The sequence below is a fragment of the Desulfovirgula thermocuniculi DSM 16036 genome (genome assembly GCF_000429345.1).
GTDB classification, from domain to species: Bacteria; Bacillota; Desulfotomaculia; order Desulfotomaculales; family Desulfovirgulaceae; genus Desulfovirgula; species Desulfovirgula thermocuniculi.
This window is the reverse complement of sequence record NZ_AUBR01000073.1, coordinates 1-12,073: the sequence shown is the minus strand read 5'-3', so window position 1 is coordinate 12,073 and position 12,073 is coordinate 1. Positions and strand designations below refer to the sequence as shown.

The 12,073-nt window shown below is 52.0% G+C and carries 11 protein-coding genes and 1 pseudogene; 6 read left to right on the top strand and 6 right to left on the bottom strand.

Annotation, left to right across the window (positions count from 1 at the left end; translation table 11 throughout):
- From G454_RS21040 to G454_RS0113425, 5 genes are all read right to left on the bottom strand, one after another.
- Positions 1 to 128: MerR family transcriptional regulator (locus G454_RS21040; protein ID WP_156896801.1), on the bottom strand; the 128-nt coding region annotated here is incomplete at its 3' end.
- Between the two features lie 75 nt (positions 129 to 203).
- On the bottom strand, positions 204 to 644 hold the full coding sequence (locus tag G454_RS0113440; RefSeq protein ID WP_027719023.1) for a MaoC/PaaZ C-terminal domain-containing protein: 441 nt from the start codon (positions 642 to 644) through the stop codon (positions 204 to 206).
- Positions 645 to 664: 20 nt separating this feature from the next.
- The gene (locus G454_RS0113435; RefSeq protein ID WP_027719022.1) at positions 665 to 1,810 is read right to left on the bottom strand and encodes an acyl-CoA dehydrogenase family protein; all 1,146 of its coding nucleotides are present in this window, start codon (positions 1,808 to 1,810) and stop codon (positions 665 to 667) included.
- A gap of 13 nt (positions 1,811 to 1,823) precedes the next feature.
- Complete coding sequence (locus G454_RS0113430) at positions 1,824 to 2,636, bottom strand: SDR family NAD(P)-dependent oxidoreductase (protein ID WP_211230107.1); 813 nt, start codon at positions 2,634 to 2,636, stop codon at positions 1,824 to 1,826.
- 109 nt (positions 2,637 to 2,745) lie between these two features.
- Positions 2,746 to 4,833, bottom strand: coding sequence for a sigma-54-dependent Fis family transcriptional regulator (locus G454_RS0113425; RefSeq protein ID WP_035107901.1), 2,088 nt, complete (start codon positions 4,831 to 4,833; stop codon positions 2,746 to 2,748).
- A 256-nt stretch (positions 4,834 to 5,089) separates the two neighbouring features.
- On the opposite strand from G454_RS0113425, the gene G454_RS0113420 reads away from it, so the two are divergent.
- Both G454_RS0113420 and G454_RS21035 read left to right on the top strand, forming a co-directional pair.
- Positions 5,090 to 6,751 carry a long-chain fatty acid--CoA ligase gene (locus G454_RS0113420; RefSeq protein WP_027719019.1) on the top strand — a complete coding sequence of 554 codons (1,662 nt, stop codon included), beginning with the start codon at positions 5,090 to 5,092 and terminating at the stop codon, positions 6,749 to 6,751.
- 27 nt (positions 6,752 to 6,778) lie between these two features.
- Entirely contained in the window at positions 6,779 to 7,381 is a 603-nt protein-coding gene (locus G454_RS21035) for an AMP-binding protein (protein WP_084413510.1), read from the top strand.
- On the opposite strand, the gene G454_RS0113415 is transcribed toward G454_RS21035, so the two are convergent.
- Positions 7,316 to 8,602, bottom strand: coding sequence for an IS256 family transposase (locus G454_RS0113415; protein WP_051276431.1), 1,287 nt, complete (start codon positions 8,600 to 8,602; stop codon positions 7,316 to 7,318). The genes G454_RS21035 and G454_RS0113415 overlap by 66 nt on opposite strands.
- A gap of 267 nt (positions 8,603 to 8,869) precedes the next feature.
- Here G454_RS0113415 and G454_RS19250 point away from each other — a divergent pair, with 267 nt between their 5' ends.
- The 4 genes and pseudogenes from G454_RS19250 to G454_RS0113395 form a co-directional block, all read left to right on the top strand.
- Positions 8,870 to 9,880, top strand: a complete 1,011-nt coding sequence (locus tag G454_RS19250; RefSeq protein WP_211230105.1) for a class I adenylate-forming enzyme family protein — start codon at positions 8,870 to 8,872, stop codon at positions 9,878 to 9,880.
- Positions 9,881 to 9,896: 16 nt separating this feature from the next.
- Positions 9,897 to 11,453: a long-chain-fatty-acid--CoA ligase gene (locus G454_RS0113405; protein WP_035107900.1), complete on the top strand. Its 1,557-nt coding sequence runs from the start codon at positions 9,897 to 9,899 to the stop codon at positions 11,451 to 11,453.
- 54 nt (positions 11,454 to 11,507) lie between these two features.
- Positions 11,508 to 11,747 carry a hypothetical protein gene (locus G454_RS0113400; protein ID WP_027719016.1) on the top strand — a complete coding sequence of 80 codons (240 nt, stop codon included), beginning with the start codon at positions 11,508 to 11,510 and terminating at the stop codon, positions 11,745 to 11,747.
- A 101-nt stretch (positions 11,748 to 11,848) separates the two neighbouring features.
- Positions 11,849 to 12,073 (top strand): annotated as a pseudogene (locus tag G454_RS0113395) (ISLre2 family transposase); the annotation flags it as partial.

Here is a 12,073-nt window from a genome sequence, read left to right as displayed (position 1 = left end):
ACCGGGTACCTCCGGTGGCCGCTGGGAAGCCGCACGGGCTTAATTAACCCCTGCTTCTCCCACGCCTTGAGGCGGTTTGGGTGCACGCCTAACCGCTTTGCCGCTTCCCCGATGGATAAGAGTTCCATACTTCTATGGTAGCAAAACTGTACGATTCAGTCAATTATAGTGCGTTTATTCGTAGCTGCTTCAAACCTCCTCTTTCAGGCAGGCCTTTTATTCATTAAAATTTTTAAGGTAGCCGCTATTACCGTTTCCTGGCGCTGGTTTGTGGCTTCCAGCTGCAGGGTTACCACGCCCTGGCCGGCCCCCCTATCTTCCTTGCCCAGAACTTCCAGTTTCACGTATATGGTGTCCCCGATGAAGGTGGGAGCCGTAAAGCGCAGTTTCTCGATACCGTAAAAGGCCACTACGGCGCCCGGCTTGATGGGCCACATACCGGAGCAAATGGAAAGTACCAGCAGGCCGTGGGCGATGCGCTGCCCGAAGCGCGTTTTGCCGGCCCACTCCTTGTCGGTGTGCAGCGGGTACCAGTCGCCGCTGAGGGCGGCAAACATCACAATGTCGGCTTCGGTAATAGTGCGCCCACGGGAGGAATGCCAGGTTGTCCCAACCTCCAGCTCGTCGTAATACCTGTCCAGCATGTTGAGGCCTCCCTTTCGTTTTAAACTTTCATTTCACGCGCAATGATCTCGCGCATGATTTCTGATGTGCCGGCGACAATGGTGGCTACGCGGGTGTCCCGCCAGATGCGCTCGATGGGGTACTCCCTCATATAACCGTAGCCGCCGTGCAGTTGCAGGGCTTCACCGGCAATCTGGTGGGCTATCTCTGTGGCGGCCAACTTGGCCATGGAGACTTCTTTGAGGCAGGGTTGCCCGGTATGGAAGAGCCAGAGGGCGTGGTAGGTTAAATTCCGGATCATTTCCAGCCGCGTGGCCATTTCTGCCAGGCGGTGGCCCACTGCCTGGAACCTGCCGATTGGCTGGCCGAACTGTACCCGCTGGCGCGCATAGGTTAAAGCATGTGCCAGGGCCGCCTCGGCCATACCTACCGCCCCCAGGGCCAGGAGCAGGCGCTCCCACTGGAACCCTTCCATAAGCATATAAAAGCCCCTGTTTTCTTCGCCCAGGAGGTTTGCCGCCGGCACCCGGCAGTTGTCAAAAATAAGGTAGCCGGTGTCGGAGGAATGAAGGCCCGCCTTTTGGAGCTTTTGGCCTACTTCAAAGCCGGGCGTGCGGCGGTCGACTATAAACAGGCTGATACCGCGGTGCCCGGCCTCAGGCCTGGTCTTGGCCGCCACAATGACAAAATCGGCGTTGACGCCGTTGGTAATGAAAATCTTGCTCCCGTTTAATACGTAGAAGTCGCCTTCCCGGCGGGCGGTGGTCTGCAGGGAAGCCACGTCCGAACCGGCGTTGGGTTCGGTGACGGCTAAGGCCCCCACTTTTTCCCCGGCAATGCCCGGGACAAGGTAGCGCCTCCTTTGTTCCTCCGTACCGAACTTGTAGAGGGGTGGCAGCACCACCCCTGAGTGCACTCCCAGGGCCGCCAGCACGCCCAAGCAGCCGCTGCGGGCCACCTCTTCTTTAAAAACTGCTGCGGCAAGATAGTCGCCTCCCTGGCCGCCGTACTCTTCCGGAAATTTCAAACCAAAAAAGCCCAACTCGCCACAGCGGCGGAAAAGGCTGCGGGGTATTTCTTGTGCTTCTTCCCATTTTTCTGTATTAGGAACGATTTCCTTTTGTACAAAACGGCGTACAGCTTGCCGTAAGGCCTCGTGCTCCTCTTGAAAAAGCCAGTGTTTCATAAGGTTTATCACCTCACATATCCAGGCCCCCGTCTACATGGAGGATGTGCCCGGTAACATAGTCGGACCAGGGGGAAACCAGGAACAGTATTCCGTAAGCTGCCTCTTCTGGAGTGCCTGCCCTGCCCAGAGGAATGGTCTGCAAGAAGGCCTCTCGCTGGGCCTTTGGGATGCCGATGGCTACCCTTCCTCCCATAAGGGTCTGGCCCTTTTCCTTTTCATCGGTGAGGCGCGTTTCAATAAAGCCAAAGGCCACGGCATTACAGTTGACGTTAAACCGGCCCCACTCCCTGGCTACCGCTTTGGTCAGGCCCCCTAGGGCTGCCTTGGCTGCGGCATAGTTGGCCTGGCCGGCATTGCCCATCGTACCGGCCACGGACATGACGTTAACGATTTTACGCATGACCCTTTTCCCGGCAGCCATTTCTTCCCTGGCGGCGTCCCGCATGTAAGGAGCAGCGGCCCGAATTAGCCGGAATGCCGCTGTAACGTGCACGTCCAGCATGGCCTGCCACTGCTCGTCAGTCATTTTGTGGATGACCCCATCCCAGGTGTAGCCTGCATTGTTAACCAAGATATGAAGTGCCCCAAAGTTTTCTATTGCTGTGCGGACCAGCTTTTCCGGTATTGCCGGATCGGTAACGCTGCCGGCACAGGCAACGGCTTTGCCTCCGGCATCTCGAATCTGCCTGACCACTTCTTGAGCCGGTTCCTCGTCCAGATCGTTAATTACCACCGCCGCCCCCTCCCGGGCCATCAAGAGGGCTGCTGCCCGACCGATACCACGGCCGGAGCCGGTGATGATAGCCACTCTGCCTTCAAGCATCCCCATTGGCTATGCCTCCTTTACGGTTTTGAAAGGTAAGCTTTGCAAAATCTGTGCCATTTTCCGGGGAGTAAAGTAAAAAGGCCCCTTTTCTCAAGGGCCTGTTTTGTCAATAAGGGATGTTTAGTTTTTTCATCTTTTCATAAAGACGTGAGCGGCTGATGTTTAAGAGGCGCGCTGCTTTGGCCTTGTTGCCGCCGGCGGCTGCCAGGGCAGCCTTGATGATTTCCCGCTCAGCACCGGCCAGCTTTTCCCGGTAGGGGCTGGAAGAAGCGGGTAACTTTTCTGTTGAAGAAGGGTGCGCAGACCCTTGTGCGATGCCAAGGAGGTGCGGAGGAAGGTGGTGGGGCTCGATGTAGCCCTCCCAGGCGAAGTTTGCAGCGCGCTCGATGGCATTTTCCAGCTCGCGTACGTTGCCGGGCCAGGTATGGCGCCTGAGGATATCTAAGGCCTGCGGAGAAATACCCTTCACGTCGGTTTTGAGAATGCGGTTGTATTTTTCTATGAAGGCAGCCACCAGCGGTTCGATATCTTCCGGCCTTTCCCGCAGCGGGGGTATTTTAAATGTAATCACATTGAGCCGCCAGTAAAGGTCTTCACGGAAGGCTCCCCGCGAAACCATTTCTTCCAGGTTGCGGTTGGTGGCCGCGATAATGCGCACATCCACGCGGATGGTCTTGGTACCTCCAATGCGCTCAAACTCCCGGTCCTGCAGTACCCGCAGCAGCTTGGCCTGGAGGGCCAGCGGCATATCTCCTATTTCGTCAAGGAAGATGGTGCCGCCATGGGCCATTTCGAACCGACCGGGCTTCCCGTTTTTGTGTGCGCCGGTAAAAGCCCCGGGGGCGTAACCGAAAAGCTCGGATTCTAGCAGACCTTCCGGAATGGCGGCGCAGTTTATCTTGACGAAAGGCCCGTTGGAGCGCGGGCTGGCCATATGGATGGCGTGGGCCAGCAGTTCCTTTCCCGTACCGCTTTCGCCGCGGATGAGCACTGTGGAAAGAGTAGGAGCAATCCTCTTTGCTTCTTCAAGGAGGGCTAGCATTTTAGTGTTTCTGGTGATGATGCATTCAAAGGTATACCTGGCCGTGCCAGGGCGGGTGGACTGTTCCTGGTAGTAGGCCACCTGGCTGCGCAGGCTGCTTAAGCGGCGGGCAAGCTCTTGGATTTCTTCCAGTTTGGGAAAAGTTATCTTGCCTACCGCTCCCACGACCGTACCGTCCTTTACTATGGGTAGGCGGGTAACGATAAAAGGGCGGCCGCCAATGTTTTGTATGTCGCTGATTTCTGGTACACCTGTGCGGGCAACAATGTGGAGCCGGCTGGTAGGCAAGATTTCCGTGATGTGCCTTCCCAAAAGGTCCTCATTCTGGCGCTGCACCAGCTCGCGGAAAGGACGGTTGGTCAGCGTAATGCGTCCTTCCCGGTCTACCACCACCAGCCCGTCGTAAATAATGTTTAAAACGGTGTTAAGGGTTTCGTTTAGCTCGCGGACACTTTCCAGTTCCTGGGCGATCTGCTCCAGTTCGGTGATATCCTGGAAAACGGCCACAGCCCCCTGCGAAGAGCCGTGGTTGATGGGAGCGGCGTTAACTACCGTTACGGTGGAACCAAAGAGGTACTTAAAACCAACACGGGGGCTTTTTTGGTGAAGGACACTTTTTAAATCGAGGCCGGGGAAGACGGAGGACAGGGGGCGCCCGAGGCAGTCCGCGGCTTTTATGCGGAAAATTCTTTCGGCGCCGGCATTGATAAGGGTGATCCTTTCCTTGCTGTCCACGGCAATGAGGCCGTTGTGCATGGCGTCGAGGGTGGCCTTTAGCTGGGCGTTGAGAAGGTCGGCCTGCCTCAAGGCGGCCAGCACCATATCCTGCTTGGTGAGGATGCCCACCACGCGGTTTTCCCGGTCAAGCACCGGGGCTGTGCCGACAGTGCTCTCGCGCACCATTTGGGTGAGCTCGGCATAAGGGAGGTCAGCCGGTACGGTTACCGGGTTTTTGATAATATAAGGGGCGATTTTCTCTTCCAGAGAAGCACCACACAGCAAGGCGTCGTACAGCGCCGAGCGGGTGAAGACGCCGCAAAGCCTTTCTTTTTCATCCACTACCGGAAGAGTGTCGATTTTTGAGCGGCGAAAGAGGCTGATGGCCCGCGCCAGGGTGTCGGTGGGGAAGAGGCAATAGAGGTCTTTTCTGATAATATCTCGTAAAAGCAGAAAGACCCCCTCCTAAAAAAGTTCTGCTTAACACAAATTCTACCATATCATTATTTGCGGTGAATAGCATAGTACTGAATTCAAAACAGTATGTACCAAAAAAGAAACACTTGCCTTGTCTGAGAGACAATTTTTTCTTTCTGGCTGGCCTAGAGTGTTGGCATATATTTTGCGAGAATGATTTTTTTGGGATTTCAAAAAGTTATCACGATTTTGAATTAGGTGAGGAGGATAAAGAATGGAGCCTGTTGTGCTGAGAGGTTTTCCTTCTACTTCTGGTGACGATTGCCAGCTAAATGTCATTAAGCTTTTACAGCATGCCTCCCGGACCTTTCCCGAGGTGGAAGTGGTTACTCGGCGCGCGGATGGAAGTATTTTCCGCTATAATTACCGGGAATGTTACCGAAGGGTTCAAAAGCTAGCTAACGCTTTAAGAAAGCTGGGTGTTAAGCCGGGAGACCGCATTGGAGCGCTAGACTGGAACACCTACCGGTATTTTGAGCTTTACTTTGCCGTCTCAGGAATTGGAGCAGTTCTACTTCAGGTAAACCCGCGGATTTCTTTCGCTGAAAGGACCTATGTAATCAACCACAGTGAAGCTGAGCTACTGTTTGTTTGTGAGGACCTAATTCCCACTATAGAGCCAATAGCCGAAGAGCTAAAAACAGTAAAAGGTTATGTGATAATCACCGACAAGACTCCGAGAGAAGTGAAAACGAAATTAAGCCCCCTTTATTTCTACGAAGAAATTTTAGAGAATGCTGAGGATGAGCTTGAGTGGCCCGTGATAGATGAAAAATCGGCTTACAGCGCCTGCTACACTTCCGGCACCACAGGAATGCCCAAGGGAGTTTACTATTCTCACCGCTGCATTTACCTGCATACCCTCATGATTGCCCTAGCCACTGAAATAACATGCCGGGATGTAGTCATGCAAATCGTGCCCATGTTCCATGCTCAAGGGTGGGGTTTGTTCTTTGCGGCTCCACTTATGGGGGCGAAGCTTGTTTTTCCAGGGCGCTACGCTGCCGATCAGCCCGGACCACTGGTGGACCTGCTGATATCCAAAAAGGTAACCGTCACCGCGGGAGCACCGGCCATTTTTATGCCTATGTTGGAATACATAAGGAAACTAGATAAAAGACCTGATCTTTCCGGCCTGCGCATGCTTTGTGGGGCTACAGAACCTCCTTTGGCTATGATGAAGGGATATGCTGAGTACGGAGCGGAGGTGATTCACGCTTATGGGGCTACCGAAACAACGCCCCTGGTGTTGATCAATCGCCTCAAACCTTCGCTGGCTGGCTTGCCGGACGAGGAAAAGTGGGACCTGCGGCGCAAGCAGGGTCTACCTGTGGCGGGGGTGGAAATTAAGGTTGTGGGCAAAGAAGGTAGGGAAGTACCCGCTGACGGCCAATCGGTTGGTGAATTGCTTATCAAAGGACCATGGGTTACCAGGAGCTATTATAACGATCCGCGTACCGCAGAATCTTTCGCCAACGGCTATTGGAAGAGCGGTGATGCCGCTACTATAGACCCCAACGGTTATGTAAAGATTACGGATCGCTTTAAGGATCTTATCAAAAGCGGCGGAGAGTGGATATCTTCCATTGACCTGGAAAATGCCATTATGGCCCACCCAGCCGTCCTTGAGGCTGTTGTGGTTGGCTTGCCCCATCCAAAGTGGGAGGAGCGGCCCTTGGCCTTAGTTGTCCCGCGGGAAGAGTATAAGAATAGGGTTACTAAGGAGGAAATCATTGACTTTATTAGGCCACGCTTTGCCAAGTGGCAATTGCCAGATGATGTGCTCTTTGTAAATGAGATTCCGAAGACCAGCGTAGGTAAATTTTCCAAGAGGATGATTAGAGAACAGTACCGCGACTATTTCATGAAAGGCTAGGCAGGTTAGCGAAGGGAGGAAACCGGGTTGATTCTTCATTCGAAGGAACTCATAGAAGAGTATACGGTTAAAGGTTACTGGGGAACTCGCACCCTGCTGGATTTGTTTTATAAAAACTGTGAGGCACATCCTGAGAGAATGGCCGTGGAAGACCCGCCTGATAGAATAGAGCTTGTCGGTACACCACCGAAATCACTTACCTATGCGCAGTTTAAGCAAGCCGTGGAAGCAATGGCCGACGAATTATTGCGAAGGGGGTTAAACAAAGACGAGGTTGTGGTTGTCCAGCTGCCAAACATATGGGAACTGGCTGCACTTTACCTTGCTATAGCCTTGGCAGGCGGCATTATTTCGCCTTTGCCCTGGCAGTGGCGTGAAAAAGATGTAGGCTATGTATTAAAACTTACCGGTGCGAGATTTTATATTGCACCCGAATGGTTTAAGGGCTTTGGGTACCTTAAAATGGGAAGTGAGCTGGGGTTTAAACATGTTATCTCTCTGGATGAAATAGGGGAGCATGTCCTAGATATCGTGGAATTTCGGTGGCGGCCTTTTTCGCGATTTTTAGGCCGTTTTCACCATCATGGAATTTTCTGGAGCAGTGGTAGCTTTGAGCAACGCTTCGGCTAGTAACGGTAGCTCCCGGTATCCCTTGAGCCGCTGAAACCCCTTCTCTGCTTGGAGTAGCCCGGCTGCAGCCCAGCGCAAAACCTGCATCCCATTGCGCCACCTCTTTACGTTCCGGGTAACAACCCTCACCTTATCAAAGGCTGTCTCTATCACATTAGTTGAGCGTAAGCTTTTCCGCAGGGTCTCAGGCAAGCCCAGCCGCACAACGGTAAGCGTCTCCTCTAACCCCTCGCGCAGGCTCCTTGCTGCTCCGGGATACTTTTCCTCGAGCAAAGTGGCCAGCCTGGACAGCTCTGTAAGAGCTTTACGGTAGTCCTTTTCTGCCCAGGCCTGGTTTAGCTTTTTGCCCACCCATCCCTGGGCTTCCTTGGGCAGGTGTTCCAGTACGTTACGTTTCTTGTGCACCTGACACCTCTGCACTACGGCCTGTTCTCCGAAAACCTCTTTGACCGCGAGCCTCAAGGCCTTGGAGCCGTCTATGACCACCAGTATGCCTCCTTCTACCTTCAAGCCGCGGGCCACAAGATCGGTAAGCAGGGACTTGCAGACAGCAGCGTTTTCCGTAGCTCCTTCCCACAAGCCCAAAATCTCCTTTTTCCCTTCAGCCGTGATGCCCAAGGCAACTACTACCGTATGTCCAGCGAACACAACCCCGTCAATTACCAGCACCAGGAAGCGCTTGCCCTCCAAAGACCTGTTGAGCAACTCTTCTAAAGCTTTGCGAGTGGCACGGATAAATCGCCGGCTGATGGCGCTTTTGGAAGTCCCATGAGCGGGTACATCTTCGCCTATAGGCTCAAGTCCGTGCCCGTAGTGCCTGGTGGACAAGCCGTAAATTATGCGCTCCAAAACAGATTGGGTGATGAGGCTGTCATTCTGAAAAGCTTCGTAACTCTTGAGTCTTACTTCTCTACCATCTTTGGTGCGTACCCGTGGCCGCCGGACGGCCACTTTGCGGCCTCCCAAAACTACGCTGCCCTTCTCGGTTCCGTGACGCACGGCCCGCCGGTTTGGGTTGTGCTTGCCCTTAGGGCCGGCTATCTTGGTTACCTCATCCTCCATCATAGCCTGAAGGACTTTTAACCCTATGGCTACGGATAAGGCCAAGAGGCCCTCTTTGGCATTGCCCAAAATTTCCTGCAAGGATATTTGTACTTGATCAGGTAATGTGAGGTCGTTAAAGGATATTTGGTTTTGGCCCGTTTTGTGGTATACTGGCATTGGTGGCGGTTACCTCCTTTTGGTTGTATTTGTCCACCCCTGTTATACCACAGGGGCTTGAGGGACCGCCACCTTCATTTTCCACGATTTTCGGGACAACGCCGAAATAGGGGGCGTGATCAAACGTAGACCTGCCTTTAATTTTCCAGTACAGATTCAAATTGATGCTAATGAGGTTTTTACCATTTGCTGGACCTCGGGTACTGAAGCTAACCCCAAGGGCTGCCCTCTAACACAAACAATTGGCTTTTTGGCGGTAATTTAGTCTTGCGTACGTGCAAACTCCAAAAGGGTGACCGCATTCTTTGCGTAGCCCCGTTAGTTAACATGACAGGAGTGGGGGTCAACTATGTACCCTGGCTTTTAACAGGGGGTACTCTTGTTTTGCACCATCCATTGAACATGCAGGTTCTTTTGCAGCAGCTTACGAATAGTAATGTCCACTTTACCATTCTCGTTCCGGCGGTTTTAAACATGATCATCAAACTGCCGGTAGAAAACAGCCCCGATCTCTCTAGTATACGCACTATTGCTACTGGTTCGGCTCCCCCTTCATCATGGGCTATGATTGAGTTCAAAAAGCGGTGGGGAATAGAAATCATCAACATATGGGGACAGAACGAGGGAACGGGTCTTGTAGCTGGTCCGGATGATGTGCCAGATCTCGATATGCGCAGCGATTACTTTCCATTTTGGGGCAAGGAGGGCTGCTCGTGGCCGAGTGGTGTGGAAGGCATACAAATAAAAATATTGGGTGAAAACGGCCAGGAAGTGGTGGCACCGGGAGAAGTTGGTGAGCTCTGCTACCGCTCACCTTTTACTTTCCCCGGATACTTTCGCCGCCCAGATCTAACCGAGAGGTCTTTTACCAAGGACGGGTACTTCCGTACAGGGGACCTATTTATCCTCCACGATTCCTGTCATGTCGGTTTTTATGACCGCAAGAAAGATATTGTCATCCGCGGCGGCTTTAACATATCCAGCGCCGAAGTTGAAAACATAGTACTGGGGCACCCCAAAGTGGCCGAAGCGGCGGTTGTTCCAATGCCCGATGAGGTCTTGGGAGAGCGTGTCTGTCTTTTTGTGGTTCCTAGGGAAAAAGAAAATCCTCCCTCACTCGAAGAGATTGTTAGATACTGTAGGGAGCAGGGCTTGAGCGTATACAAGCTTCCGGAAAGGCTCGAGATTATTTCCGCGTTGCCGCGCAATCCAGTTGGTAAGATATTGAAGTCCGTATTAAAAGAAGAGTTGGCGAAGCGAAGGATACAGAAAGAGTAACAGGGGGGGTTCTTACATGCACCCGACTATTGGGACCGTTTTCGAAAACGTTGCTTGCCGTTACCCAAAGCGTGAAGCGCTGGTTTGCTTGAAAACTGGACGCCGCTGGACTTACGGAGACTGGTTTCAAGAGGTTAAGCGCATGTCATCCGCTCTTTATAATTTGGGATTGCGTAAAGGAGATGTGCTTTCTGTATGTCTTTTTAACAATGCCGATTTCACAACCCTTTATTTTGCTGCTGCCAGGTTAGGAATTGTTTTCAATCCGATTAATTATCGCCTCACTTCTGCCGAAGCTGCCTATATATTAAATGACTGCGAGGCGAAAGCTATTGTTTTTGAAAAGGCTACTACGGGTCTTATTGAAGGTGCTCGTCCGCAGTTGAAAACGGTAAAAAACTTTTTATATACGGATTCAGATCCACCGCCCTATGCAATATATTTACATGAACTAACTAGCAAGGGGTTACCAAATGAAGATATCAATGCCATAGAAGTTGGGGAAAATGAACCTTATGCCATCCTTTACACCAGTGGCACTACCGGTCGCCCAAAAGGGGTGGTGCACTGTCATAGGGCTATTTTGGACCACTGCTATTTGATTATGCATGCTGCGGGGCTTACTTACAACGATATTGGCCTTTCTGCTGCACCCCTGTATCACGCAGCCGAACTGCACGGCGGCTTTTTACCCCGTGTAATGGCGGGTGCCAAGAACGTTTTGCTGCCTTTATTTAAACCGTCAGATGTTTTAGCTGCGGTACAAGCGGAAAAGGTGACACTGTTCTTTGGTGCTCCGACAATGTGGTACATGCTCTTGCAAGAAGACCTGAGCTTGTACGATCTTTCTTCGCTACGCTTAGGGCTTTACGGAGCATCTTCAATGTCTGCAGAGATGGTAAGCAGAATAAGGCAGGCTTTCAACATAGAACTTCTTCAAGCTTACGGTATGACCGAGTTTGGCCCGTGTGTTACCTTTCTCTTGCCCTACGAGCAAATTTCAAAGGCAGGTTCCGCAGGTAAGCCTATACTGAACCATGAGATTCGGGTGGTACGCTATTCTGAAAACCCACCATCAGACCCTGATGACGTTCTGCAACCGGGCGAAGTTGGGGAGATACTTGTACGAGGCACGGGGAGAATGCTTTATTACCATAAGCTGGACGATGAAACGAAACGCAAGTTTTACAAGGGATGGTATCATACATCAGATATGGGATATATAGATGTAAATGGATATTTATGGTGGGTAGACCGTGCAGATGACATTATAATCTCCGGTGGTGTAAATATTTCTTCCCGGGAAGTTGAGGATGCACTGATGCGCCACCCTGGGGTGTTGGAGGTGGCCGTTGTCGGTTTGCCAGACGAAAAGTGGGGCCAGATAGTCACAGCTTTTGTAGTTTTAAAAGAGGGGACAACCGCTGAAGATTTGGAAAGCTTTTTAACTCGTGAAGAATGCTTGGCGCACTATAAGAGACCAAAGTCTTACGTGGTAGTAGAGGCGTTGCCAAAGACCCCTACAGGGAAGGTGAAAAAATACGAGCTTCGTTGGCTGGGGAAGCAGAAATGAAGAACATTTTAAGCAGTTGAGCACCTGGCTGCAAAGGGGAAGCTGGGAGAAAGCGTGGAAGAGGTCATAGGGTGGATTGAAACCGTCACCGGGTATTCCGGCATGGAGGGTGTGGAACTGGTCATCGAAGCCGTTATCAAGCACATCGATGCGGTGGAAGGTGTAGGGGCGGGATGTGCTAGAGGGGATCCCGGCTTTCCTTTCTTTCCCATCATTAGTAATCGGGCGGCGGCTGGAAAGCAGGTTCTGCCGCCGCTTTTACTTTGTGGCATAGTTAGGTCCGCGGCCGTGTAAAATTTCAGTAGGCGCCAGAAAGGAATAAGCCCCTTGAAAAAGAAATGAGACCTCGCTCCCAAAAAACCACCAAAACTCAAGCTAAAGGAGTGTGAGGTCTCATGTTAGACATTCGCCACATAGTGGGTGCAGTCCTTCTTTTTGTCACTGGTCTGATTAAGTTAATCAGTGAGAGCAAGGATTTTTATGAGCTTGAGAGAGGCATTCACGAACTTTGCCAGAAGGTGTGCAACCAAATTCTTACCTGGGCCCTGGAACAAATGGATGAGCGTCTGATGCGCGAACGTGACCGGAGTACCTGGGAGGTAGTTGGTTTTCGAGTAAAG